This is a genomic window from Serratia sp. Z4, from assembly GCF_009900725.1.
Classification (GTDB): domain Bacteria; phylum Pseudomonadota; class Gammaproteobacteria; order Enterobacterales; family Enterobacteriaceae; genus Serratia; species Serratia nematodiphila.
In genome coordinates this window covers 213,519-237,920 of record NZ_JAAABD010000005.1, presented here as the reverse complement: position 1 = coordinate 237,920, position 24,402 = coordinate 213,519, and the positions used below count along the sequence as shown (strand labels likewise).

At 62.5% G+C, this 24,402-nt stretch carries 21 protein-coding genes; 15 read left to right on the top strand and 6 right to left on the bottom strand.

What is annotated here, in order from left to right; all coding sequences use genetic code 11:
• The first annotated feature begins 48 nt into the window (after positions 1 to 48).
• The 4 genes from GT753_RS18815 to GT753_RS18800 all read left to right on the top strand — a co-directional run bounded on the left by GT753_RS18815 (position 49) and on the right by GT753_RS18800 (position 5,074).
• Positions 49 to 768: a DUF3053 domain-containing protein gene (locus GT753_RS18815; RefSeq protein ID WP_015376162.1), complete on the top strand. Its 720-nt coding sequence runs from the start codon at positions 49 to 51 to the stop codon at positions 766 to 768.
• A gap of 542 nt (positions 769 to 1,310) precedes the next feature.
• Complete coding sequence (locus GT753_RS18810) at positions 1,311 to 3,224, top strand: PTS mannitol transporter subunit IICBA (protein WP_044030181.1); 1,914 nt, start codon at positions 1,311 to 1,313, stop codon at positions 3,222 to 3,224.
• Positions 3,225 to 3,282: 58 nt separating this feature from the next.
• On the top strand, positions 3,283 to 4,428 hold the full coding sequence (locus tag GT753_RS18805; protein ID WP_021504154.1) for a mannitol-1-phosphate 5-dehydrogenase: 1,146 nt from the start codon (positions 3,283 to 3,285) through the stop codon (positions 4,426 to 4,428).
• Between the two features lie 94 nt (positions 4,429 to 4,522).
• Positions 4,523 to 5,074, top strand: coding sequence for an MltR family transcriptional regulator (locus GT753_RS18800; RefSeq protein WP_016929575.1), 552 nt, complete (start codon positions 4,523 to 4,525; stop codon positions 5,072 to 5,074).
• On the opposite strand, the gene GT753_RS18795 is transcribed toward GT753_RS18800, so the two are convergent.
• Positions 5,071 to 5,679 carry a LysE family translocator gene (locus tag GT753_RS18795; protein ID WP_160125838.1) on the bottom strand — a complete coding sequence of 203 codons (609 nt, stop codon included), beginning with the start codon at positions 5,677 to 5,679 and terminating at the stop codon, positions 5,071 to 5,073. The two genes, GT753_RS18800 and GT753_RS18795, sit on opposite strands and share 4 nt — an antisense overlap.
• Before the next feature lie 142 nt (positions 5,680 to 5,821).
• Between GT753_RS18795 and GT753_RS18790 the strand changes: the two genes are divergently transcribed.
• Both GT753_RS18790 and GT753_RS18785 read left to right on the top strand, forming a co-directional pair.
• Entirely contained in the window at positions 5,822 to 7,288 is a 1,467-nt protein-coding gene (locus tag GT753_RS18790; RefSeq protein ID WP_160125837.1) for a PLP-dependent aminotransferase family protein, read from the top strand.
• 73 nt (positions 7,289 to 7,361) lie between these two features.
• Entirely contained in the window at positions 7,362 to 7,724 is a 363-nt protein-coding gene (locus GT753_RS18785; RefSeq protein WP_021504152.1) for a YibL family ribosome-associated protein, read from the top strand.
• 10 nt (positions 7,725 to 7,734) lie between these two features.
• Here the strand turns inward: GT753_RS18785 and GT753_RS18780 are convergent, their stop codons facing one another.
• Positions 7,735 to 8,514, bottom strand: a complete 780-nt coding sequence (locus GT753_RS18780) for a class I SAM-dependent methyltransferase (RefSeq protein ID WP_021504151.1) — start codon at positions 8,512 to 8,514, stop codon at positions 7,735 to 7,737.
• A 100-nt stretch (positions 8,515 to 8,614) separates the two neighbouring features.
• A complete protein-coding gene (gene yiiM / locus GT753_RS18775; RefSeq protein WP_088381113.1) occupies positions 8,615 to 9,286 on the bottom strand; it encodes a 6-hydroxyaminopurine reductase in 672 nt (223 codons plus the stop codon).
• Positions 9,287 to 9,417: 131 nt separating this feature from the next.
• On the opposite strand from yiiM, the gene GT753_RS18770 reads away from it, so the two are divergent.
• On the top strand, positions 9,418 to 10,032 hold the full coding sequence (locus GT753_RS18770; RefSeq protein WP_031299772.1) for a histidine phosphatase family protein: 615 nt from the start codon (positions 9,418 to 9,420) through the stop codon (positions 10,030 to 10,032).
• 32 nt (positions 10,033 to 10,064) lie between these two features.
• Here the strand turns inward: GT753_RS18770 and GT753_RS18765 are convergent, their stop codons facing one another.
• A complete protein-coding gene (locus GT753_RS18765; protein ID WP_160125836.1) occupies positions 10,065 to 11,993 on the bottom strand; it encodes a methyl-accepting chemotaxis protein in 1,929 nt (642 codons plus the stop codon).
• A gap of 125 nt (positions 11,994 to 12,118) precedes the next feature.
• Positions 12,119 to 12,739: a superoxide dismutase [Mn] gene (gene sodA / locus GT753_RS18760; RefSeq protein WP_004934003.1), complete on the bottom strand. Its 621-nt coding sequence runs from the start codon at positions 12,737 to 12,739 to the stop codon at positions 12,119 to 12,121.
• Positions 12,740 to 13,155: 416 nt separating this feature from the next.
• Here sodA and fdnG point away from each other — a divergent pair, with 416 nt between their 5' ends.
• The 8 genes from fdnG (at position 13,156) to selB (ending at position 23,399) form a co-directional block, all read left to right on the top strand.
• On the top strand, positions 13,156 to 16,203 hold the full coding sequence (gene fdnG, locus GT753_RS18755; protein ID WP_103086119.1) for a formate dehydrogenase-N subunit alpha: 3,048 nt from the start codon (positions 13,156 to 13,158) through the stop codon (positions 16,201 to 16,203).
• A gap of 12 nt (positions 16,204 to 16,215) precedes the next feature.
• Positions 16,216 to 17,118, top strand: coding sequence for a formate dehydrogenase subunit beta (gene fdxH / locus GT753_RS18750; RefSeq protein ID WP_004934014.1), 903 nt, complete (start codon positions 16,216 to 16,218; stop codon positions 17,116 to 17,118).
• Positions 17,115 to 17,750, top strand: a complete 636-nt coding sequence (gene fdoI / locus GT753_RS18745; protein ID WP_004934017.1) for a formate dehydrogenase cytochrome b556 subunit — start codon at positions 17,115 to 17,117, stop codon at positions 17,748 to 17,750. The genes fdxH and fdoI overlap by 4 nt, the downstream gene beginning before the upstream one ends.
• Positions 17,750 to 18,679: a formate dehydrogenase accessory protein FdhE gene (gene fdhE, locus GT753_RS18740; RefSeq protein ID WP_004934019.1), complete on the top strand. Its 930-nt coding sequence runs from the start codon at positions 17,750 to 17,752 to the stop codon at positions 18,677 to 18,679. Before fdoI ends, fdhE begins: the two co-directional genes overlap by 1 nt.
• A 114-nt stretch (positions 18,680 to 18,793) precedes the next feature.
• Positions 18,794 to 19,444, top strand: a complete 651-nt coding sequence (locus GT753_RS18735) for a DcrB-related protein (RefSeq protein ID WP_004934023.1) — start codon at positions 18,794 to 18,796, stop codon at positions 19,442 to 19,444.
• A 35-nt stretch (positions 19,445 to 19,479) separates the two neighbouring features.
• Complete coding sequence (locus GT753_RS18730; RefSeq protein WP_021504148.1) at positions 19,480 to 20,085, top strand: glutathione S-transferase; 606 nt, start codon at positions 19,480 to 19,482, stop codon at positions 20,083 to 20,085.
• Between the two features lie 66 nt (positions 20,086 to 20,151).
• Positions 20,152 to 21,546, top strand: coding sequence for an L-seryl-tRNA(Sec) selenium transferase (gene selA / locus GT753_RS18725; protein WP_160125835.1), 1,395 nt, complete (start codon positions 20,152 to 20,154; stop codon positions 21,544 to 21,546).
• Positions 21,543 to 23,399 carry a selenocysteine-specific translation elongation factor gene (gene selB / locus GT753_RS18720; protein WP_160125834.1) on the top strand — a complete coding sequence of 619 codons (1,857 nt, stop codon included), beginning with the start codon at positions 21,543 to 21,545 and terminating at the stop codon, positions 23,397 to 23,399. The genes selA and selB overlap by 4 nt, the downstream gene beginning before the upstream one ends.
• On the opposite strand, the gene GT753_RS18715 is transcribed toward selB, so the two are convergent.
• Entirely contained in the window at positions 23,389 to 24,300 is a 912-nt protein-coding gene (locus tag GT753_RS18715; RefSeq protein ID WP_015376176.1) for a LysR family transcriptional regulator, read from the bottom strand. The two genes, selB and GT753_RS18715, sit on opposite strands and share 11 nt — an antisense overlap.
• Positions 24,301 to 24,402 lie beyond the last annotated feature (102 nt).

Genomic DNA, 24,402 nt, shown 5'->3' with positions numbered 1-24,402 from the left:
GGGGCGGAGTCCAATGAAAAAGCAGGTTTATAACAGGAGTTATGTCACATGGCGGTAGGGATCCAGAGCAGAGGTTTCGCGCGTTGGTTGGCACCGGTATTGGCATTGTTGGTGGTCATGCAATTGACCGCCTGCGGCGATAAAGAGCCGGAACAGCGCAAAGCATTCATTGATTACTTACAGAATACCGTGATGCGCAGCGGGGCGAACATCCCCACGCTGAGCGAAGACCAGAAGCAGAAGTTCGGCAACTATGCCGGCGATTACGCGATTTTGGTCGGCTTTTCACAGCAGCTGTCCAAGTCGGTCGGCGCCAGCCTGACGCCAGCGCTGGATCAGATTAACCAGATCCGCACCGCACAGGACTATCTGAACAAACGCGATGCGCTGCAGCAATCGGTCGGGGCGTTGAACCTGCTGGGCCAGCAGATCCAGTCCGCCAAGTCGCAGGCGGATACCGCCCGCACGGCGCTGAAACAGCCCGACGATCTGAAGGCGGTGTATAACCAGGCCTATGACAAAATCGTCACCGCGCCGGCCAACGCCCTGATGCCGGCAATCCCGACCACCGCCAGCTTTGTGCAGGATCTGGTGCAGGTTGGCGATTTCCTGCAGAGCCAGGGCAATCAGGTCAGCTTCAACAACAACGGCGTGCAGTTCCGCACCGCGCAGCAGGTGGCGCAGTACAACACCATGATGTCGAATCTGGTGGCCAAACAGCAGAACCTGGTGAATGCGCAGAAAGCCATTCAAAGCGTGACGCAATAACGCGCCTACGACGATCTACAGGCCGGCATTGGCCGGCCTGTTTTATTTCCCCTCAGCGTTTCCAATAGCTTGCTGGTTTATTACGCAGGCTTCTGTACTACACTTCAATTAATCCATTCATTCGGCATTGTAGTTTTCTTTCATTCATCACTTCGCTAGTTCCCGGCGGGATGAGTGCTCACAGGGAAGATCAAACAGAGCGTCGCGTTCGGGCGCTGCAGCTAAAAATAAATTGTGATGTTTATCACAATTTAAAAACAAACAACCAAGTTAAAAATGTGACATTAATCACTTTATTGTCGGTTTTTGGGCGGTTTTTTTCTCACTGTGCTTTTTTTACACGCCATAAATGTGATCTTTATCACCATAAATGAGGGGTTGTTGGGGTGTTGTGTGTGACTTGTGTCACAAAAAATTCGTGAAGTTCGCGTGACAAAAACAGCGTGATAGAGTCCGTTTCGCATACAGCGGCAACACGGCTGGATCGTCACAACAATAATCACGCGCTCTATTGTCAGCGCGTAACAATAGGGGTGTGTTTTATGTTTTCACCAGACATCAAGGTTAAAGTGCAAAACTTTGGCCGCTTCCTGAGCAACATGGTGATGCCCAACATCGGCGCCTTTATCGCCTGGGGGATTATCACCGCGCTATTCATTCCAACCGGCTGGCTGCCGAATGAGACCTTAGCCAAGCTGGTCGGCCCGATGATCACCTACCTGCTGCCGCTGTTGATCGGTTATACCGGCGGGCGGCTGGTGGGCGGCGATCGCGGCGGCGTGGTCGGCGCCATCACCACCATGGGCGTCATCGTCGGCGCCGACATGCCGATGTTCCTCGGCGCGATGATCGCCGGTCCGCTGGGCGGCTGGGCCATCAAGCACTTCGACCGCTGGGTGGACGGCAAGATCAAAAGCGGCTTTGAAATGCTGGTGAACAACTTCTCCGCCGGCATCATCGGCATGCTGTTGGCGATCCTGGCCTTCCTGGGCATCGGGCCGCTGGTGGAGGTGCTTTCCAAGCTGCTGGCGGCGGGCGTGCACGTGATGGTGACGAACAACCTGCTGCCATTGGCGTCCATCTTCGTTGAACCGGCGAAAATCCTGTTCCTGAACAACGCCATCAACCACGGCATCTTCTCGCCGCTGGGCATCCAGCAGGCGACGGAAGCCGGCAAATCGGTGTTCTTCCTGATCGAAGCCAACCCAGGCCCGGGCATGGGCGTGCTGATGGCCTACATGTTCTTCGGCCGCGGCAGCGCCAAGCAATCCGCCGGCGGTGCGGCGATCATTCACTTCCTGGGCGGCATCCACGAAATCTACTTCCCGTACGTGCTGATGAACCCGCGTCTGCTGCTGGCGGTGATCCTGGGCGGCATGACCGGCGTATTCACCCTGACGATGCTGAACGGCGGCCTGGTGTCTCCGGCTTCCCCGGGGTCGATTTTGGCGGTGCTGGCGATGACCCCGAAAGGCGCCTACTTCGCCAACATTGCGGCGGTGTGCGCAGCCTTTGCCGTCTCCTTCGTGGTGTCCGCTTTCCTGTTGAAAACCTCCAAGGTGAAAGAGGATGACGATCTGGAAGCCGCGACCCGCCGCGTGCAAGAGATGAAATCGCAGTCCAAGGGCGGCGCGGCCGCGCCGGCGGCGGTCGATGGCGATCTGAGCACCGTGCGCAAAATCATCGTCGCCTGCGATGCGGGCATGGGCTCCAGCGCCATGGGCGCCGGGGTACTGCGCAAGAAAGTGGCCGACGCCGGGCTGAAGAACATCTCGGTGACCAACAGCGCCATCAACAGCCTGCCGGACGATGTGGATCTGGTGATCACCCACCGCGATCTGACCGAGCGCGCGATGCGCCATGCGCCGCAGGCCCAGCACATTTCGCTGACTAACTTCCTCGACAGCAAGCTGTATGGCGATCTGGTCGAGCGTTTGCTGGCGGTGAACACCGCTGCCGCAGCGGCCCCGCAGAGCGGCGCGCACGCGGCTGCAGAGGCCGGCGAACCGGGGCTGTTCAAGCTAAGCGAGAGCAACGTGTTCCTCAACCTGCAGGCCAGCGACAAAGAGCAGGCGATCCGCTTCGCCGGCGAGCAACTGGTGAAGGGCGGCTACGTTGAGCCGGAATACGTGCCGGCGATGCTGGAGCGCGAAAAGCTCACCTCCACCTACCTGGGCGAATCGATCGCCGTGCCGCACGGCACCATCGAGGCCAAAGACCGGGTGCTGCGTACCGGCGTGGTGTTCTGCCAATACCCGCAGGGCGTGCGCTTCGGCGATGAAGAGGATGAAGTGGCCCGTCTGGTGATCGGCATCGCCGCGCGCAACAACGAGCATATCCAGGTGATCACCAGCCTGACCAACGCGCTGGATGACGAGAGCGTGATCGAGCGGCTGGCGAATACCACCAGCGTTCAGGAAGTGCTGGACCTGCTCGGCGGCAAAAAAGCCGGATAACAGAATCATTTTCAAGGGTGCAGCGTGCTGCACCCTTCGACATTAAGAAGGTAGAGTTATGAAAGCATTACATTTTGGCGCAGGGAACATCGGCCGCGGTTTTATCGGCAAGCTGCTGGCGGACGCCGGGGTTGAGCTGACCTTCGCCGACGTCAATCAAACGGTGCTGGATCTGCTGAACAGCCGTAAAAGCTACCAGGTGCACGTGGTGGGCGAGCAAGAGCGCGTAGAGAGCGTCAACAACGTCAGCGCCGTCAACAGCGGCAGCGAAGCCGCGGTGGCGCTGATCGCCGAGGCGGATCTGGTGACCACCGCCGTTGGCCCGCAAATTCTCGCCAAAATCGCCGGCACGATCGCCAAAGGGCTGGTGCTGCGCCATCAGCAGGGCAATGTGCAGCCGCTGAACATCATCGCCTGTGAGAACATGGTGCGCGGCACCAGCCAGCTGAAGCAGCACGTGTTTGCCGCGCTGCCGCAGGACGAGCAGGCATGGGTTGAGCAGCACGTCGGCTTCGTCGATTCGGCGGTCGATCGTATCGTGCCGCCGGCGGACAGCAGCGATCCGCTGGAAGTGACGGTGGAAACCTTCAGCGAATGGATCGTCGATCAGACGCAGTTTAAAGGCCAGCCTCCGGCGATCGCCGGCATGGAGCTGACCGATAACCTGATGGCCTTCGTCGAGCGCAAGCTGTTCACCCTCAACACCGGCCACGCGATCACCGCCTACCTCGGCCAACGGGCCGGGCTGCAAACCATTCGCGACGCCATTCTCGACCCGGCGATCCGCCGCGTGGTGAAAGGGGCGATGGAAGAGAGCGGCGCGGTGCTGATCAAGCGTTACGGCTTCGACGCCGACAAGCACGCCGCCTACATCAACAAAATTCTCGGCCGCTTCGAAAACCCGTATCTGCACGATGACGTCGAGCGCGTAGGGCGCCAGCCGCTGCGCAAGCTGAGCGCCGGCGATCGCCTGATCAAACCGCTGCTGGGCACGCTGGAATACGGCCTGCCGCATGCCAACCTGATCCAGGGCATCGCCGCCGCCATGAGTTACCGCAGCGAACAGGATCCGCAGGCGCTGGAGTTGGCGGAATTGCTGAACACGCTCGGGCCGAAAGCCGCGCTGGCGCAAATTTCCGGCCTGCCGGCGGAAAGCGAGGTTGTAGAAGAGGCCGTTGCTGTGTATAACGCCATGCACAAGTAGAATCGTGATGATGAACACCCGAGCGCAGCTTGCTGCGCTCCTGGAACCCGAGTTCGGCATCGACGGCCCTCCCCACGCCTTTCGAAAAGCGACGATGGAAGAAGCACAGGCATTTGAAAACCAGGTTCTGGAAAAGCTGAACGCGGGCAAAACGGTGCGCAGCTTCCTGATCGCGGCGGTAGAGCTGCTGGCGGAAGCGCTCAACGTGCTGGTGGTGCAGGTATTCCGCAAGGACGACTATGCGGTGAAATATGCCGTCGAACCGCTATTGTCCGGCAGCGGCCCGCTGGGGGAGCTGTCGGTGCGCCTGAAGCTGATGTACGGGCTGGGGGTGATTTCCCGCCACGAATATGAAGACGCCGAGCTGCTGATGGCGATGCGCGAAGAGCTGAACCACGACGGATCGGAATACCGCTTCGTCGACGACGAAATACTCGGGCCGTTCGGCGAGCTGCACTGCGTGGCCGCGCTGCCGCCGGTGCCGACTTTCCTGCAGCCGGGCGAGGCGGATGAAGCGCTGATCGCCATGCAGCGCCAGCGCTATCAGCAGATGGTGCGCTCCACCATGGTGTTGTCCATTACCGATCTGATCGCCGGCATCGGCGCCAAGCAACCCTCTCGGCTTTCTCCTCTCGGCCGCGGCTAGGCAAAGGCCGCGCGCCACTCGTCGAACAACAACCACAGCGCGGTGGCGGCCATCAGCCCGGACATCGCGCCGTTGAACACCCGCAGCTTCCAGGTGACCCGCAGCGCGTTGCGCAACCGATCGCCCAGCACCGCCCACAGCAGCACGCAAGGCAAGTTCAGCAGCGCGAAACCGGCGATGATAGACAGCGTATGGACAAAGGTGGCGCCTTCGCGCGGGGTGAACAGGATCGCCACGTTGATCACCATCAGCCAGGCCTTGGGGTTGACCGCCTGAAACAGCGCGCCGTTGAGCAGGCTCATCGGCTGCGCCTGCTCTTTGGCGTCCGGCGAGGCCGCCTGAAACAGTTTCCACGACAGCCACAGCAGGTAGGCGCAGCCGATCACCGCCAGCGGGAAGCGGATGACGCCGGCCCAGCTCAGCGCCAGCGCCAGCAGCGGGATAATGATCGCCAGCTGTACTGCACAACCGACGCAGATGCCGAACAGCATCGGCAGGGTGCGGCGCAGGCCGAAGTTGACGCCCGACGAGGCCAGCAGCAGGTTGTTGGGGCCGGGGGTGATCGACATGACGGTGACGTAGCTGACAAAGGCGGAGTCCAGCATGGCAGGTTCCTTGAAAATGACGGTGATAACGAGAGGATCAGCATAATCGCTGCAATGGGATGGTGACAGAACCACAAATCGGCTATTGTCATGGTTACAGTTGTGCAAAATGTAAACTGTACCCATTCCCTGGAGAGAAACTGTGACCCTGCTCGATGAAACCCCGGATACCCGTTACCTGCAGCTGGCGGATACGCTGGCCGAAGCCATTCGCCGCGGCACGCTGCAGCCCGGCGACCGCTTGCCTTCGGTGCGGCGCTGTGCGCAAACCCATCGCGTCAGCATCAATACCGTGGTGTCGGCTTACCGCACGCTGGAGGATCGCGGGCTGATCGAAGCGCGGCCGCAGTCGGGGTTTTATGTCCGCAGCACGCTGCCGGCGCTGAAGATGGCCTCGGCGCCCAGCGGCCGCATCGAACCGCCGGCGGACGACGTGCTGGCGTTGATCGATACGGTGTTCGCCGCCCAGCAGAACCCGGCCTTCACCAACATTGCGCTGGCCTGCCCGCAGACCAGCGATTTCTATCCCGGCGGCAAACTGGGGCGCATGCTGTCTTCCCAACTGCGCCGCCAGCCGGATCTGATCGGGCAGTATCCGTTGCCGCCCGGCAGCCTGCGGCTGCGTCAGCAGATCGCCCGCCGCTCAATGACGCTCGGCATGCTGTTGGAGCCGGGCGACGTGGTGTTGACCCACGGCTGCATGGAGGCGCTGCAGCTGGCGCTGCGCGTTACCACCAAACCGGGCGACTGCGTCGGGCTGGAGTCGCCGACCTACTTTTATCTGCTGCCGCTGCTGGCCAGCCTGGGGCTGAAAGCGCTGGAAATCCCTACCGATCCGCAGCTGGGGCTGTCGTTGGACGCGCTGGAGCTGCTGCTGAACGAGAAGCGGCTGAATGCGGTGATCGCCATGCCGACGGTGCAAAACCCGCTGGGTTGCACTATGCCGCTGGCCGCGAAAAAGCGGCTGGCGCGGCTGATGAACGATCATCAGGTGCCGTTGATTGAAGACGGGCTGTATGCCGAGATCCAGTTCGGCGGGGCGCTGTCGCCGGCGGTGAAGGCGTTCGATCGCGACAGCTGGGTGCTGTTTTGCTCCAGCTTCACCAAAACGCTGGCGCCGGATTTTCGCGTCGGCTGGATCTGCGGCGGCCGTTTTCACGAGGCGTTGCGCAAGCTGAAGGCGGTGTCGTCGATGTCCGAGTCGCAGCTGCTGTCGGAAACGCTGGCGACCTTCCTGGAGAGCGGCGGCTACGATCACCATTTGCGCAACCTGCGCAAGCGCTATGCGGCGCAGGTCGACGAGGCGAGGGCGCTGATCGCCCGGCATTTCCCGCGCGGCACGCTGGCCACGCAGCCGGCGGGCGGCTTCGTGTTCTGGGTCGAATTCCCCCCCGGCGTGGACAGCGTGGCGCTGTTCCATCAGCTGCTTGAGGAGCAGATCTGTTTGACGCCGGGCACCCTGTATTCCCCGAGCGGGCGCTACCGCAACGCGCTGCGGCTCTCCTGCTGCTACCCGTTCAACGCGCGCTACACCCAGGCGCTGGCTCGGCTCGGCGCCAGGGCCTGCGAGATGAGCGGCCTGCCGCCCGGCATTGCGCAGGACGGGTAACGGCGCGCGCCTTTTGCTACAATGCCGGTATCATTGATTAGCGTGCCATTTTGGGCACAATGGGCCAGAGACCATGAAAGAGAAAGAAAAGGCAGAGATCAAGCGTCTGAGCGACCTGCTGGACGCCTTGAACCACAAAGACGCCACCGTGATCCAACAGGGCAACCCTGAGTTGATCGCGCAGCACACCAAAGAGAAAGAGAAGCTGGCGACGGAGATCGAGCGCCTGAAAAACGTGCGCGGCGAGAAGCTGAGCGCCGAAGCGCAGAAGCTGAGCCAGCTGCCGTTCAGCCGCGAGATCACCAAGAAAGAGCAGGCCGATATGGGCGCGCTGAAGAAAAGCGCGCGCGGGCTGATTGTGGTACACCCGATGACCGCGCTGGGCCGCGAGATGGGCCTGAAAGCGGTCACCGGCTACGCCAAGAAAGCGTTCTGAATCCCGGGCGTCAGACCTTGGTGGTGAAATACGCCTTGGTCTGATAGGGCACGGTGACCGTGTCCTGGCCCCGCAGTTCCTCTTCTTCCGCCACCAGTTGGCGCAACCGATCGATAACCTGCTCCTGTTGCGCCTGCGGCAGCGCGGCGATAAAGCTGGTTGAACGTACCCGGTTGTAGATCACGTCCTCCACCGCCCCCCGGTGGCCGAGCATAAACACCTGCTCCTGCAGCGGTTCAAAGCCTTTGAACGGGAAGAATTTGCGCCATTCGCCGGTATAGAAACGCGGCGCATCGCCTTCGTGGCTATCGACGATCTGATTCAGTTTACGCACCCAACCGACGCGCGCATCGCGCATGTTCCACACCAGGCCGAGTTTGCCGCCGGGCTTGAGAATGCGCTGGATTTCCGCCAGCGCCTGCGGCGTGGCGAACCAATGGAAGGACTGGGCGCACACCACGGCATCCACCGACTCGTCCGGTAGCGGGATCGCGTCGGCGGTGCCCGCCAGCGTTTTCACCTGCGGCAGCGCCGCCGACAGTTTTTCCAGCATTTGCGGCACCGGTTCGACGGCGATCACCTGCGCGCCGGTTTCCAGCAGGCGCGGGGTGAACTTGCCGGTACCGGCGCCGAGATCGATGACCGTCATGCCGGCGTGCAGGCCGATGACGTCACGCAGCCAGACGGCGATTTCCGGCGGGTAATCCGGCCGGCCTTTCACATAGCGATCGGCATTGGCCTGATAGCCCTCGGCGGCGGCGTGATGAATCGAATGGGTCGGGGTGGTCATATCCTGGCTCCTGGCTGAAAAAACGTGCGGCTACAGTATAGGCGGAAGAAAAGGGTTAACGCGGCATTCGGCGCACGTTTTTCATTTTCCGCTCGCGCGTTCAACGGCCGAGCAGGCGGCGGTTGAAATCCTCAAGGCGCCCTTCGGCGAGCCGCGTGAGCATGGTCTTGCTCCAGCTGGCGGAGAGGCCGGCCACCGCCAACAGACGGCGATACTGTTCCGCATCGAACGGCATATGCCAGGCGATGGCGATGGCTTCGGCCACCGACACATCGCTGTTGCGCGCCGCCAGCGCCAGCGGGCGATCGCCGCTGACCGCGCCCGGCGACACCACCCGATACAGCCAGCCGCAGCGGCCGCTTTGCTGCATCAGCACCGAAATGTCCTCGATGGCGAAGTGATAATTGAGCTTGAAGCACGGCGAGCGCGGCTGGGTGACCTGGATCAGCGTCTCGCCCCAGCGGAAGATGTCGCCCATAAACACATTGTGTTCGGTCAGCCCTTCGGTGGAGATGTTCTCGCCGAAGGCCGGGGCGCAAAACTGCTCGGCCTGCGCCGGAAACTGCTCGCGCCAGTGGGCATAATGCTCGCGCGGGTAGTGACACAGCGCGCGGTCCGGCCCGCCGTGGTAGCTTTTTTCGGCCTGTTCGTCGCCTTCCAGCCCGAGCTGCGTGAGCCGGATGGCGCCATCCACCTGGCGTTTGGCGATGGCGCTGGGGCGCCCGCCTTCATAGGGTTGGATGCTGCCGATGTAAACGTCTGGGTGATGCATGTGCGCCTCCGTGTCTCGCGTCGAGGGCTCAGCATAGCCTGAGTTGTGCCCGTACACTACCCGGCGTTTACCTGTACGGAAGGATGTGTTTTTCCTGTCTATATTTAGGCTTTTATCGTCGAGAAAAAACCATGCGTTTCATTGTATTGAGGCATGCGGAGTCAGAATGGAACCGCTCGGGGATTATTCAGGGGCGAAGTGACAGTCCGCTGACAGAAGAGGGGCGACGTCAAATCGCTGGGCTTGGCGCTCGCTTGCAAATGTTATCGGTCACTTTGTTGATCAGTTCACCGGCTGGTCGGGCTTTTACGACAGCGGAGACGTTGGCTGAGAGATGTGGCTGCACTGTGCAAATGGATGAGCGTTTGCAGGAGCAAGATTTTGGCCGACTGGAAGGATTATCTTATGCGCAGGCCATGCGCGATTATCCAGAAGCGACGCAGTGCCTCTTTGCCGGTAAGGCAGAGGCGTCGGCTCCGGGAGGGGAGAATGCTTATGAGGTTGCCTGGCGCCTGATGGCTTGTCTGTCCGATCTGGCTGTCGATGGACAAAATCAAACGCTTGGTGTTGTTACGCACGGCCATGCTCTGCAGGCACTGATTTGGTGGCTTAAAGGGGCTGACCCGCAGGAGGACCTCCGCAGATACGGTCATCGCAATTGCGGCTACGCAATGCTTGATGCGACCGCCTCTGGTTTTAATTTGTTGAATTGGGGAGTCGCGACCCACCTGTTGCCACAAAGATAGGGCGAGGAACGGATATTCCTCGCCTGCGGGCGTCAGAAGGTGGTCCAGTTCTCTTCCGCTGCGGCGTTGGCGGCCGCGGGTTTTACGGCCGGCGCTTTCGGCGCGGCGGCTTTCACGGCGGCGGGTTCGGTCTGCTCCGCCAAACGGAACACCGAAACGCTCTGCAACAGCATGTCGGCCTGCTCTTCCAGCGAATCGGCGGCGGCGGCGGACTCTTCCACCAGCGCGGCGTTCTGCTGGGTGGTATGGTCCATTTCGACGATCGCCTGGCCAATCTGGGCGATGCCGCGCGTCTGTTCATCGGAGGCGGCGGCGATCTCGGCCATGATGTCGCGCACGTGGGTAACCGAGCGGACGATCTGCTCCATGGTATTGCCGGTGCTTTCCACCAGTTCGGTGCCGGTTTTCACCCGGCTGACCGATTCGGCGATCAGCCCTTCGATCTCCTTCGCCGCTTGGGCGCTGCGGCTCGCCAGGCTGCGCACTTCGCTGGCGACCACCGAGAAGCCGCGTCCCTGTTCGCCGGCGCGCGCTGCTTCCACCGCGGCGTTGAGCGCCAGGATGTTGGTCTGGAAGGCAATGCCGTTGATCAGGGTAGTAATTTCGGCGATACGCTGCGAACTGCTGGAAATATCGCGCATGGTGCTGACCACGTTCTCCACCAGCTTGCCGCCCTGTTGCGCGGTCTGCGAGGCGTCGGTGGCCAGCTGATTGGCATGATGGGCGTTGTCGGCGTTCTGTTTCACCGTGGCGGTCAGCTGTTCCATGCTGGCGGCGGTTTCCTCGACCGCCGCCGCCTGCTGCTCGGTGCGGGAAGAGAGATCGGTGTTGCCGGCGGCGATTTCCGCGGAGGCGGTGGAGACCTGGCTGACCCCCATCTGGATCTTCTCAATCATGGTGCGCAGATTTTGGCTCATCGCCGCCACCGCGTTCAGCAACTGCCCCAACTCATCGCGGCGGGTGCTGGTCTGCGCCTGGCGCAGATCGCCGCTGGCGATGCGTTCCGCCATCGCCAGCGTACTTTGCAGCGGACGGGTGATCTGCAGCGTGATGCGCCAGGCGATAAGCACTCCGGCGATAATCGCGATCAGGGTGGTGATGCCCATCTGCAGCTGCGCCAGGTTGATGTTGCTGCGCGTCTGCGCCAATTCGTCCTGCATAAAGGCGTTCACCAGCGTGCCGATCGCTTGTGCGCGTTCACCGAGCTGTCGGCTGATCTGCTGCTCGTGCTCATAGGCCGGCAGGTAGGCCGCGATACGGTTTTTGTAATCGTCCAGGGCGGCCAGCAGCGACTGCAGCTGCGGGCGCTGCGCGTCGCTGACCCGGCGGCTCAGGGCGTTGGCCGCGTCGCGCGCGTCGTCGATGGCCGCCATCAGCGGCGCTTCGGTTTCCTTGTTCAGGCTCAGCAGCAGACCGCGCGCGCCGTAGCGCACCTGGGTCAGCTTCTGGTTCAGCTGGATGAAGGCCAACTGCAGATCGCCGTTGGTGAGCTGGCGCTCCACCTGGCTCAGGCTGGCCTGCACTTCCGACATGTTCCAGCTCTGGCGCACCGCGTCTTTCGCCGAGACCGCCTGCTCAAAGATTTTTTGCTGTTGCTGATATTCCCCAATCAGTGTCACCAGACGCTGCAGATCCTTGCGGCTTTGGGCGTCCCAGTCCAGCGCCTGCCCCTGATCTATCAGTTTGACGGCGTTTTCAATATTGGCGCGGTTGTTCTGCAGATACTCCGGCTGGTAGGTCTGGCCGTACATGGCGCGGTTGTATTTGGCCTGGTTGATCTCCTCGTTCAGCCGGTTGCTGAAGTCGATGCGATCGGCGCGGGATTCGATGATGTGCAGATATTGCGCTCCGGTGCCGGCGATGACGACCGCCAACAGCAGCAACAGCGCGAAGCCGAGGCCGAGCTTTTTACCTACGGTGAGATGAGTGAACTTTCCTGCCAATGCTTGCAATGCCGCCATAGCGTTTTTCCTTCTCCGGGCGAACGTCAATTGAACAAACCATCGGCAGGAAGTGGTCAAACTTTAGCGGATTTCAGGCAAAAAAATACCCGCCGGCGGCGGGCATCTTCATCAACAGGGGCGAATTACTTCTTCGCGGCGAAGCGCGCGGCGGCTTCGTCCCAGTTGACCACGTTCCAGAACGCCTTGATGTAGTCAGGGCGTTTGTTCTGATATTTCAGGTAGTAAGCGTGTTCCCACACGTCCAGGCCGATGATTGGGAAACCGGAAGCGCCGGCGACGGCTTCGCCCATCAGCGGGCTGTCCTGGTTGGCGGTAGACACTACGGCCAGCTTGCCGTCTTTCAGCACCAGCCAGGCCCAACCGGAACCGAAGCGGGTGGCTGCGGCTTTCTCGAACTCTTCCTGGAATTTCTCAACGCTGCCGAAATCGCGCTCGATGGCCGCTTTCAGATCGCCGCCCAGCGTGGTGCCGGTTTTCAGGTTTTTCCAGAAGAAGCTGTGGTTGGCGTGGCCGCCGGCGTTGTTACGCATGAAGGTGCGTTTGTCGGCAGGCACTTTATCCAGATCCTGGATCAGCTCTTCAACGCTGTATTTGGCCAGCTCAGGGTAGGCTTCCAGCACGGTGTTGGCGTTGTTGACGTAGGTCTGGTGGTGTTTGGTGTGATGGATTTCCATCGTCTGCTTGTCGAAATGCGGTTCCAGTGCGTCGTAAGCGTAAGGCAGGGATGGCAGTGAATAACTCATAATCATCATCTCCAGTGGTGTATGGGCGGCGCAAAGGGCGAGCACCGCGTAAGCAGTCGGATCATTATAGTTAATTAAATGATATTGAAAATGATTATCAATGCCCTGTGAACTGTGTGGTTAATGAACAAATCGTTGCGTTAACATGCTGATAGAAGAGGGCGCTGGGGTGCCGCGTCGAACCGCCGCCCCGGCGCGTTGGTTACTCTCTATACTGTAGGGAGCGCCAACGCCGAAATGTATCGAAATGTGCCAATGCGTTCACTGAATGAGCACGAGTGTGTAACAACCACAAGCACGCTGTGGTAATATGGCCGGCGTTCGTAGCAAGCATAACAACAGTGACATTCGCGTTTGCCGCGCTAGCGGGCAGGCGCATTTGAACAATGTGACAATCGAGAGTAAAGGAGACCCCCATGCAGGTCAGCAGAAGGCAGTTCTTTAAGATCTGCGCTGGCGGTATGGCAGGAACGACGGTGGCCGCGCTGGGCTTTGCCCCCGAAGTGGCGTTGGCGGAAACCCGGCAGTACAAACTGCTGCGAGCCCGCGAGACCCGTAATACCTGTACGTATTGTTCCGTCGGCTGTGGGCTGTTGATGTACAGCCTTGGTGATGGCGCCAAAAACGCCAAAGAAAGCATTTTCCATATCGAAGGGGATCCGGATCACCCGGTAAACCGCGGCGCGCTTTGCCCGAAAGGCGCCGGCCTGGTTGACTTCATCCACAGCGAAAGCCGCCTCAAGTACCCGGAATACCGGGCGCCAGGGTCGGACAAATGGCAGCGCATCAGCTGGGACGACGCCTTTACCCGCATCGCCAAGCTGGTGAAGGAAGACCGTGACGCCAACTTCATCAAAACCAACGACCAGGGCGTTACCGTCAACCGCTGGCTGACCACCGGCATGCTGTGCGCCTCGGCCGCCAGCAACGAAACCGGTTTTCTGTCGCAAAAATTTAGTCGCGCTCTCGGCATGCTTGCCGTAGACAACCAGGCGCGTGTCTGACACGGACCAACGGTAGCAAGTCTTGCTCCAACATTTGGTCGCGGTGCGATGACCAACCACTGGGTTGATATCAAGAACGCGAATTTGATTATCGTCATGGGCGGTAATGCGGCGGAAGCGCATCCGGTGGGGTTCCGCTGGGCGATGGAAGCCAAAATACACAACAATGCCAAGCTGATCGTGATCGATCCGCGCTTTACCCGAACCGCATCGGTGGCGGACTTCTACACGCCGATCCGCTCCGGGACCGATATCGCTTTCCTGTCGGGCGTGTTGCTGTATCTGATGACCAACAACAAATTTAACCGCGAATACGTCGAGGCCTACACCAACGCCAGCCTGCTGGTGCGGGAAGACTTTGCCTTCGAAGACGGCTTGTTCAGCGGCTACGACGCGGAAAACCGCAAGTACGACAAAACCACCTGGAACTACCAGTTCGACGAGAACGGCTTCGCCAAGCGCGACGTCACGCTGCAGGATCCGCGCTGCGTGTGGAACCTGCTGAAGCAGCACGTGAGCCGCTACACGCCTGACGTGGTGAGCAACATCTGCGGCACGCCGAAGGACGATTTCCTCAAGGTGTGCGAATACATCGCCGAAACCTGCGTGGCGGATAAGACCGCTTCGTTCCTGTACGCCCTGGGCTGGACTCAGCACTCGGTCGGCGCACAGAACATCCGCACCATGGCGATGATCCAGCTGCTGCTCGGCAACATGGGCATGGCGGGCGGCGGCGTCAACGCGCTGCGTGGCCACTCCAACATCCAGGGTCTGACCGATCTCGGCCTGCTGTCGCAGAGCCTGCCGGGCTACCTGACGCTGCCGTCGGAGAAACAGACCGATCTCGAGACCTACCTGAAGGCTAACACGCCGAAGGCGCTGCTGCCGGGCCAGGTGAACTACTGGGGCAACTACCCGAAATTCTTCGTCAGCATGATGAAGACCTTCTACGGCGACAAGGCGCAGAAGGACAACAGCTGGGGCTTTGACTGGTTGCCGAAGTGGGACAAAGGCTACGACGTGCTGCAGTACTTCGAGATGATGGCGCAGGGCAAGGTCAACGGCTACTTCTGCCAGGGCTTTAACCCGGTAGCGTCGTTCCCGAACAAAAACAAGGTGGTGGCTTCACTGTCCAAGCTGAAGTTCCTGGTGACCATCGATCCGTTGAACACCGAGACCTCCAACTTCTGGCAGAACCACGGCGAGTTCAACGAAGTGGATCCGTCGCAGATCCAGACCGAAGTGTTCCGCCTGCCGTCCACCTGCTTCGCCGAAGAGAACGGCTCGATCGTCAACTCCGGCCGCTGGCTGCAGTGGCACTGGAAAGGCGCGGACGCCCCGGGTGAAGCGCTGAACGACGGCGAGATCCTGGCGGGCATCTTCAGCCGCCTGCGCGAGATGTATGCGCGCGACGGTGGCGCGGTGCCTGAGCAGGTGCTGAACATGACCTGGGACTACCTGACGCCGGACAACCCGGCGCCGGAAGAGGTGGCGCAGGAGAACAACGGCAAGGCGCTGGCGGATCTGCTGGATGCCGACGGCAAAGTGCTGGTGAAAAAAGGCGAACTGCTCAGCTCGTTCGCGCAATTGCGCGACGACGGCACCACCGCCAGCGGCTGCTGGATCTTCGCCGGCAGCTGGACGCCGGCCGGCAACCAGATGGCGCGGCGCGACAACGCCGATCCGTCCGGCCTCGGCAATACGCTGGGCTGGGCCTGGGCATGGCCGCTCAACCGCCGCATTCTGTACAACCGCGCCTCGGCGGATCCGCAGGGCAAACCGTGGGATCCGAAACGCCAGCTGTTGGAGTGGGACGGCGCCAAGTGGGTCGGGGCCGATATCCCGGACTACAGCACCGCCGCGCCGGGCAGCGACGTCGGGCCGTTCATCATGCAGCCGGAAGGCATGGGCCGCCTGTTCGCCACCGACAAGATGGCGGAAGGGCCGTTCCCTGAACACTACGAGCCGTTCGAAACGCCGCTCGGCACCAACCCGCTGCACCCGAACGTGGTGTCCAACCCGGCGGCGCGCGTGTTCAAGGACGATCTGGCGGCGATGGGCAAATCCGACAAGTTCCCTTACGTCGGCACCACCTATCGTCTGACCGAGCACTTCCACTACTGGACCAAGCACGCGCGGCTGAACGCCATCGCCCAGCCGGAACAGTTCGTGGAAATCGGCGAAAAGCTGGCGGAGAAGAAGGGCATCAAGCAGGGTGATACCGTGAAAGTCAGCTCCAACCGTGGCTACATCAAGGCCAAGGCGGTGGTGACCAAGCGTATTCGCACGCTGCAGGTGCACGGCCAGGAAGTCGACACCATCGGCATCCCGATCCACTGGGGTTACGAAGGGGTGGCGAAGAAAGGCTTTATCGCCAACACGCTGACGCCGTTCGTCGGCGACGCCAATACGCAAACGCCGGAGTTCAAGGCGTTCCTGGTCAACGTGGAAAAGGTGTAACGGAGACGAATTATGGCCATGCAATCTCAAGACATCATTCGTAAATCCGCCACCAATGGTTTCACGCCGGCGCCGCGCGCCCGTGACCACCAGGAAGAAGTGGCCAAACTGATCGATGTCACCACCTGTATCGGCTGCAAGGCCTGTCAGGTGGCCTGTTCCGAATGGAACGACATCCGCGACGAAGTGGGACACAACGTCGGGGTGTACGATAACCCCGCCGATCTGACCGCCAAGTCGTGGACGGTGATGCGCTTCTCCGAGGTGGAGGAAAACGGCAAGCTGGAATGGCTGATCCGCAAAGATGGCTGCATGCACTGCGCCGATCCGGGCTGCCTGAAGGCCTGCCCGTCGGAAGGCGCGATCATTCAGTACGCCAACGGCATCGTCGACTTCCAGTCCGAGCACTGCATCGGCTGCGGCTACTGCATCGCCGGCTGCCCGTTCGACGTGCCGCGCATGAACAAGGACGACAACCGGGTGTACAAGTGCACCCTGTGCGTCGACCGCGTGGACGTCGGCCAGGAACCGGCCTGCGTGAAAACCTGCCCGACCGGCGCGATTCACTTCGGCACCAAGGAAGCGATGAAGCAGGTGGCGGCGGATCGCGTCAGCGAGCTGAATACCCGCGGCTACCAGAACGCCGGTCTGTACGATCCGGCGGGGGTGGGCGGCACGCACGTGATGTACGTGTTGCACCACGCCGACAAACCGCAGCTGTACCACGGTTTGCCGGACAACCCGAGCATCAGCCCGGCGGTGACCTTCTGGAAGGGCGTGTGGAAACCCCTGGCGGCCATCGGCTTTGCCGCCACCTTCGCGGCCAGCGTGTTCCACTATGTCGGCGTCGGGCCTAACCGCGTCGAAGATGAGGACGAGCACGACGAGTCGCACGACGAGGAGACGCGCAAATGAGAAAGGAAAAGCCCATTCAGCGTTACAGCGCGCCGGAGCGCATCAACCACTGGATCGTGGCGTTCTGCTTCGTGTTCGCCGCCATCAGCGGGCTGGGGTTCTTCTTCCCCTCCTTCAACTGGCTGATGAACATCTTCGGGACGCCGCAGCTGGCGCGCATTCTGCACCCGTTTGTCGGGGTGATCATGTTCGCCGCGTTCCTGCTGATGTTCCTGCGCTACTGGAAGCACAACCTGATCAACCGGGAAGATATCGTCTGGGCCAAGAACATCCACAAAATCGCCATGAACGAGGAAGTGGGTGATACCGGGCGCTATAATTTCGGCCAGAAGTGCGTGTTCTGGGCGGCGATTATCAGCCTGGTGCTGCTGCTGGCCAGCGGCGTGGTGATCTGGCGGCCGTATTTTGCGCCGTCGTTCTCCATTCCGCTGATCCGCATCGCGCTGCTGGTACATTCGCTGGCCGCGGTCGGCCTTATCATCGTAATTATGGTGCACATTTACGCCGCATTGTGGGTAAAAGGCACCATTACCGCGATGGTGGAAGGCTGGGTGCCGGCGGCCTGGGCCAAGAAACATCATCCGCGCTGGTACCGTGAGGTCCGCGAGAAACGACAGGAAGATAAACCCTGATGAGTATCCGCATCGTTCCTAAAGAGCAGTTAGGGGCACAGCGTGAGAAGTCCACAACGGCGGAGAACATCCCGCCGTTACTTTTCGCCAACCTGAAAAGCCTGTACAGCCGCCGCGCCGAACGTCTGCGTCAGCTGGCTGTCGACAACCCGCTGGGTGACTACCTGAACTTTGCCGCCGAGCTGGCGCAGGCGCAGCAGCATGCGCTGCACGATAACCCGCTGGCGCTCGATCTTAGCGAAGCGTTGGCGCAGGGCGCCGCCAGCGGCAAACCGCCGCTCGATCTGAGCGTGTTCCCGCGCAGCGAGCACTGGCGCAAGCTGTTGACGTCGCTGATCGCCGAGCTGCGCCCGCAGGCGCCGGAACACATTCTGGCGGTGCTGGACAACCTGGAGAAGGCCTCGGCGCACGAGCTGGAGCTGATGGCCGACGCCTTGCTCAACCGCGAGTTCGGCAAGGTAGGCAGCGAGAAGGCGCCGTTTCTCTGGGCCGCGCTGTCGCTCTATTGGGCGCAGATGGCCAGCCTGATCCCCGGCAAGGCGCGCGCCGAATACGGCGAGCAGCGCCAGTTCTGCCCGGTGTGCGGCAGCATCCCGGTCTCCAGCATGGTGCACATCGGCACCGTCAACGGCCTGCGCTACCTGCACTGCAACCTGTGCGAAAGCGAATGGCACGTGGTGCGGGTGAAGTGCAGCAACTGCGAGCAGACTCGCGATCTCAACTACTGGTCGCTGGACAGCGAGCAGGCGGCGGTGAAGGCGGAGAGCTGCGGCGACTGCGGCACTTACCTGAAGATCCTCTATCAGGAAAAAGACCCGCAGGTCGAAGCGGTGGCCGACGATCTGGCTTCGCTGGTGCTGGATGCCCGTATGGAAGAAGAAGGCTTCGGCCGCAGCAGCATCAATCCGTTCCTGTTCCCGGCGGAGTAACCGCCCGGCCCCGTTCGCGCGGGGCCGGATGAGCAATTTCAGAACGGGCTTCTGGCAATCGCCCGGGCGAGTTGCTACGTTTAGGCCATAACGCGCCAAGCGAAAGGAACCACGATGTTAAACACCCTGGCAAAACTGACCGCGGTCGCCGTGTTGGCGGTTGGACTGGCGGCCTGCGACAACAAAGACGACACCAAACCGGCGGTGCCGCCGCCGGACACCAAGCCGACCGTGACGCAGCCCGCGCCACCGCCGCCGCCTGCGCCGGTAGAAACCCCGCCCGCGCCGCCGGGGCTGAACGTGTCGCTGCAGAAGGGCAAGATCACCTTCGAGCTGCCGCCGGGCTTTAGCGATCAAACGCTGAACAGCGGCATCATCAACGACAGCACCTCCACCATTCAGCGCTTCCTTGACGGCAAGTCGCGCCAGAGCGCGGTCTCGTCCGAAGTGATCCCGCCGGACGGCATGAAGCTCAACACCAGCGACAAAATGCTGAAAGAGCTGACGCAGAGCGCCATCACGGTGCTGGCCGAGCGCTATCAGAATATCCAGACCACCAAAGAAGAGAACTTCAGCGTCGGCAAACAGAAGTTTCGCCGGGTGGATACCGAACAGACCGTCAACGGGCAAAAGGTGGTCTCCACCCTGGTGTTGACGGTGTTCAACAAGCGGGTGGTGACGTTGCAAATGCTGTCGCCGGCCAAAACGCCGGAAGTGCATCAGGCGCTGGTGCAGCGGATTATCGATACCCTGGCGGTGAAGTAAGGACGCCGCAGCCAGGACGAAGCGGAGGAGACCGGATGAAGCTTATCGGCAGTTACACCAGCCCCTTTGTGCGCAAGATTTCCGTGATGCTGCTGGAGAAGGGGATTGCGTTCGAGTTCGTCAACGATCCGCCGTATGAGCCCGGCAGCCGGGTGAAGGAGTTGAACCCGCTCGCCAAGGTGCCGGTGCTGATCGCCGATGACGGCGAGGTGTTTTACGACTCGCCGGTGGTGGCCGAATACCTCGAGCTGCTGGCGGTGGAGCCGGCGTTTTTGCCGGCCGAACGCGCCGCAGCGTTGCGCGTCCGGCAGGTGGCGGCGTTGGCGGACGGCGTGACCGAAGCGGCGGCGACGCTGTTCCATGAAAGCCGGCGCGCGCCGGAAAAACAGGACGAAAACTGGATGCTGCGCCAGCGTGACAAGCTGACGCAGGGCCTGGACGCCCTGGAGGCGCTGGCGCGGGAAAAAGCGTGGCTCAATGCCGAGCGGCTGACGCTGGCGGATATCGCCACCGGCTGCGCGCTGGGCTACCTCAATTTCCGCCGCATCCTGCCCAACTGGTGCGTCGAGCGCCCGGCGCTGGTCAAACTGGCCGAACGCCTGTTCGCCCGCGAAAGCTTCGCCCGCACGGCGCCGCCCTGAGTTTTTTCTCCCCGCCGCGGCGGGGTTTTGCTATGCCGATACGTTTAAACTGAAAACCGAGCGACCATGAGCACTGAATCCCACCTTCTTTACAGCCAACTGCCCGCCATCGACCGCCTGCTGCGTGAACCCGCGATTGAACCGCTGGTGGCGCAGCATGGCCAGACGCTGATCGGCGAACTGCTGCGCCGGCTGCAGGCCCAGGCGCGCGACGCGATCAAACAACGGCAACGCTTGCCGGCCTGGTGCGGCGACTGGCCGCAGGCGCTACGGGACGAGCTGGCCCGGCAGCAACGCCCGGCTTTGTTGCCGGTGTTCAACCTCAGCGGCACCGTGCTGCACACCAACCTCGGGCGCGCCCTGCTGGCGCAGCCGGTGAAGGATGCGGTGAACGCGGTGATGGGGGAGGCGGTGACGCTGGAGTACGATCTGGACGGCGCCGGGCGTGGCCATCGCGATCGGGCGGTGGCGAGTCTGCTGTGTCGGCTGACCGGCGCGGAAGACGCCTGCATCGTCAATAACAACGCGGCGGCGGTGCTGCTGATGCTGGCGGCGATCGCCCCCGGCAAAGAGGTGGTGGTGTCGCGCGGCGAGCTGGTGGAAATCGGCGGCGCGTTCCGCATTCCCGACGTGATGCGCCAGGCCGGCTGTCAATTGGTCGAGGTCGGCACCACCAACCGCACCCATCTGAAGGATTACCGCCAGGCCATCAACGAGCAGACTGGCTTGTTAATGAAAGTGCACACCAGCAACTACAGCATTCAGGGCTTTACCGCGGCGGTCGACGAGGCCGAACTGGCGCAGCTCGGGGCCGAACAGGGCGTGCCGACCGCCACCGATCTGGGCAGCGGCTCGCTGATCGATATGGCGCAGTACGGCCTGCCCGCCGAGCCGATGCCGCAGCGGCTGCTGGCCGCCGGCGTCGATCTGGTGACATTCTCCGGCGATAAGCTGCTGGGTGGCCCGCAGGCCGGCATCATCGTCGGCAAAAAGGCGCTGATCGCGCGCCTGCAGCAGCACCCGCTCAAGCGCGCGCTGCGCGTCGGCAAGCTGACGCTGGCGGCTCTGGAGGCCACGCTGCGGCTTTATCTGCAGCCGGAAAAACTGGCTGAGCAGCTGCCGACGCTGCGGCTGTTGACTCGCCCGCAGCAGGAGATGCAACAGGCGGCCGAGCGGCTGCTGACGGCGCTGACGCCGCGGTTCACCACCGATTTCGACCTGCGCGCCGAACCGTGCTGGTCGCAGATCGGCAGCGGTTCGCTGCCGGTGGATCGCCTGCCCAGCTATGCCCTGACCTTCACGCCGCGCGACGGCCGCGGCGCCACGCTGGAAGCGCTGGCCGAACGCTGGCGCCGTCTGCCGCAGCCGGTGATCGGCCGCCTCGGCGACGGCAGGCTGTGGCTGGATCTGCGCTGCCTGGAACAGGAAGGGGCGCTGATCGCAGCGCTGAGCGCATCATGATCATCGCCACCGCCGGCCATGTCGATCATGGCAAAACCACCCTGCTGCAGGCGATCTCCGGGATCAACGCGGATCGCCTGCCGGAAGAAAAGCGCCGCGGCATGACCATCGATCTGGGTTACGCCTACTGGCCGCAGCCGGACGGCCGGGTGCTGGGCTTTATCGACGTGCCCGGCCACGAGAAATTCCTCGCCAACATGCTGGCGGGCGTCGGTGGCATCGATCATGCGTTGCTGGTGGTGGCCTGCGACGACGGCGTGATGGCGCAAACCCGCGAGCATCTGGCGATCCTGCGCCTGAGCGGGCGCCCGGCGCTGACGGTGGCGCTGACCAAGGCCGACCGGGTGGACGCGGCGCGTATCGATGAGGTGCGCGGTCAGGTGCGCGACGAGCTGGCGGGCCAGGGCTGGCCCGATGCGCCGTTGTTCGTGACCGCGGCGGTGGCGGGCGAGGGCATCGAGGCGCTGCGCGCGCATTTGCTGGCGTTGTCGCCCGCTGAACATGCGCTGACGCGCCGTTTTCGCCTGGCGGTAGACCGCGCGTTCAGCGTCAAAGGGGCGGGGCTGGTGGTGACCGGCACCGCGCTCGGCGGCCGGGTGAAGGTGGGGGATACGCTGTGGCTGACCGGCGCCGACGCGCCGGTGCGGGTGCGCGGCCTGCATGCCCAGAATCAGACCGTGGAGCAGGCGCAGGCCGGGCAGCGCATTGCGCTTAACATCAGCGGCGATGTCGATAAAGAGCGGGTCGCGCGCGGCGATTGGCTGCTGGCGCAGCGTCCGCACGAAGCGGCGGAACGCATTCTGGTGGCGCTGGAGACGGATCGGCCGATCCGCCATTGGCAGCCGCTGCATCTGCACCATGCCGCCAGCCACATCACCGGGCGCATTTCGTTGCTGAACGACGGGCTGGCGGAACTGATCCTCGATCGTCCGCTGTGGTTGGCGCAGAACGATCGGCTGGTGCTGCGCGATATCGGCGCGCGGCAAACGCTGGGCGCGGCTCGGGTGCTCAGGCTGAATGCGCCCAAGCGCGGCAAGCGTCAGCCGGACTATCTGGCATGGCTGCAGGCCCTGGCGCTGGCGCAGGACGATGCGCAGGCGCTGGCGCTTGAATTGCCGCACGGCGCGCTGTCACTGGCAGCGTTCGCCTGGGCGCGTCAATTGACGGACGATGGCCTGGACGAGCTGCTGGCGAACCGCGATCTGCTGATCGTCGGTGACCGGGCGCTGGCGCAGGATCAGGTGCAACAGGCGGAAAGCCGCCTGCTGCAGGTGCTGGCGGAGTACCACCAACAGCACGCCGATCAGTTGGGCTTAGGGCGCGCCCGCCTGCGGCGCATGGCCCTGCCTCAGCAGCCGGAAACGCTGGTGTTTATGATGATCGATCGGCTGCAGCGGGCCGGCGCGCTGCGCAATACGCGCGGCTGGCTGCACCTGCCGGAACATGGCCTGGCGTTCAGCGCCGAAGAGGCGCCGCTGTGGGCGCGCATCGAACCGCTGTTCGGCGACGAGCCGTGGTGGGTGCGCGATCTGGCGAGCGAGCTGGGCGAAGAGGAGAGCCGGGTGCGCGCGCTGCTGCGCAAGGCGGCCCAACTGGGCCATGTGACGGCGGTGGTGGTGGATCGCTACTACCTCAGCCGACGCATCGATCAGTTCGCGGCGCTGATCCGCGAGCTGGATGCGGAGCGCGGGGGCGCCAACGCCGCCGATTTCCGCGATCGGCTCGGCGTCGGGCGCAAGCTGGCGATCCAGGTGTTGGAGTTCTTCGATCGCAGCGGCTTTACCCGCCGCAAGGGCAACGAGCATCTGCTGCGCGACGGCGGGTTGTTCGGTAGCGAGTCCCCTACCCGATAAACCTGACGGCGGCCCGGCTGACGTCGGGCGTTTGGGCGGTGAGAAACGCCTGTAAACGTTCGATCAGCGGCCGTTTTGCCGATTCTTCCGGCCATACCAGATAGTAACCGTCGCCGGTGCGCACGGCGACGTCACAAGGCAGCACCAATAATCCCTCCTCAATCGTCCGCAGGCTCAGCGCCAGATCGCCGATCGAGACGCCGTGCCCGGCAATGGCCGCCGCGTTGCCCTGTTCCAGCGAATCAAATACCTGGCCGCGCATGAGATCGATCGGGGCCGCGATGCCGCTTTTCTGCAGCCAGCGCCGCCAGTCGCGCCGATCGGGCGACGGGTGGATCAGCGGGCAGGCGGCGAGATCCCGCTGCCCGTCGGCGAGCAGCGCGGGGGCGCAAATCGGGATCAGCCATTCGTCGAACAGCTTGGCGGCGGCGGTATTGGCGCCAAAATGGCCGTTGCCGAGCAGGATGGCGCAGTCGTAGGGTTCGCTGAAAAAATCCACGCTGTCGATGTCCATCCAGACGCTGGCTGCCTGCACCTCGAACGCCTGCGCCGTTTGCCGGAACCGGCTCAGGCAGTCCAGCAGCCAGCGCAGGGTCAGGGTGGAGGGCGCCTTCAGCCGCAGCAGATCGCGGTGGCTTCTGAACAGCTCGCAGGCTTGCTCGATGCGGCCAAACCCTTGCTGCAGCTCGGCGGCGAAGATTTTCCCCTGCGGCGTGACCTCGATACGCGGGCCGTTGCGCTGGAACAGCCGGCAGCCGAAGTGCTGCTCCAGCGTTTTGATGTGCTTGCTGACCGCGCTCGGGGTGAGATGCAGCTCCTCGGCGGCCAGCGTGAACGAGCCGGTGCGGGCGGCGCTTTCGAAGGCGCGCAGGGCGTAAAGCGGCGGAAGGGAACTGGCCATCGCGGCGTCTCTAATAATGAGTCTGATTCACAGTAAACGACAGGATTACTCCTTTTTCAAGGCGGGGGCGGCGGCATGATAATGGCGCGACGCCAACTGACT

What these genes read in the sequence shown, in the direction of transcription:
- GT753_RS18765 (WP_160125836.1), bottom strand. Translation starts at nt 11,993, where the DNA reads ATGGCGGCATTGCAAGCATTGGCAGGAAAGTTCACTCATCTCACCGTA.
- GT753_RS18815 (WP_015376162.1), top strand. Translation starts at nt 49, where the DNA reads ATGGCGGTAGGGATCCAGAGCAGAGGTTTCGCGCGTTGGTTGGCACCG.
- fdhE (WP_004934019.1), top strand. Translation starts at nt 17,750, where the DNA reads ATGAGTATCCGCATCGTTCCTAAAGAGCAGTTAGGGGCACAGCGTGAG.
- GT753_RS18810 (WP_044030181.1), top strand. Translation starts at nt 1,311, where the DNA reads ATGTTTTCACCAGACATCAAGGTTAAAGTGCAAAACTTTGGCCGCTTC.
- GT753_RS18800 (WP_016929575.1), top strand. Translation starts at nt 4,523, where the DNA reads ATGGAAGAAGCACAGGCATTTGAAAACCAGGTTCTGGAAAAGCTGAAC.
- GT753_RS18785 (WP_021504152.1), top strand. Translation starts at nt 7,362, where the DNA reads ATGAAAGAGAAAGAAAAGGCAGAGATCAAGCGTCTGAGCGACCTGCTG.
- fdoI (WP_004934017.1), top strand. Translation starts at nt 17,115, where the DNA reads ATGAGAAAGGAAAAGCCCATTCAGCGTTACAGCGCGCCGGAGCGCATC.
- GT753_RS18780 (WP_021504151.1), bottom strand. Translation starts at nt 8,514, where the DNA reads ATGACCACCCCGACCCATTCGATTCATCACGCCGCCGCCGAGGGCTAT.
- GT753_RS18795 (WP_160125838.1), bottom strand. Translation starts at nt 5,679, where the DNA reads ATGCTGGACTCCGCCTTTGTCAGCTACGTCACCGTCATGTCGATCACC.
- GT753_RS18730 (WP_021504148.1), top strand. Translation starts at nt 19,480, where the DNA reads ATGAAGCTTATCGGCAGTTACACCAGCCCCTTTGTGCGCAAGATTTCC.
- sodA (WP_004934003.1), bottom strand. Translation starts at nt 12,739, where the DNA reads ATGAGTTATTCACTGCCATCCCTGCCTTACGCTTACGACGCACTGGAA.
- fdxH (WP_004934014.1), top strand. Translation starts at nt 16,216, where the DNA reads ATGGCCATGCAATCTCAAGACATCATTCGTAAATCCGCCACCAATGGT.
- selA (WP_160125835.1), top strand. Translation starts at nt 20,152, where the DNA reads ATGAGCACTGAATCCCACCTTCTTTACAGCCAACTGCCCGCCATCGAC.
- yiiM (WP_088381113.1), bottom strand. Translation starts at nt 9,286, where the DNA reads ATGCATCACCCAGACGTTTACATCGGCAGCATCCAACCCTATGAAGGC.
- GT753_RS18805 (WP_021504154.1), top strand. Translation starts at nt 3,283, where the DNA reads ATGAAAGCATTACATTTTGGCGCAGGGAACATCGGCCGCGGTTTTATC.
- GT753_RS18770 (WP_031299772.1), top strand. Translation starts at nt 9,418, where the DNA reads ATGCGTTTCATTGTATTGAGGCATGCGGAGTCAGAATGGAACCGCTCG.
- selB (WP_160125834.1), top strand. Translation starts at nt 21,543, where the DNA reads ATGATCATCGCCACCGCCGGCCATGTCGATCATGGCAAAACCACCCTG.
- GT753_RS18735 (WP_004934023.1), top strand. Translation starts at nt 18,794, where the DNA reads ATGTTAAACACCCTGGCAAAACTGACCGCGGTCGCCGTGTTGGCGGTT.
- GT753_RS18715 (WP_015376176.1), bottom strand. Translation starts at nt 24,300, where the DNA reads ATGGCCAGTTCCCTTCCGCCGCTTTACGCCCTGCGCGCCTTCGAAAGC.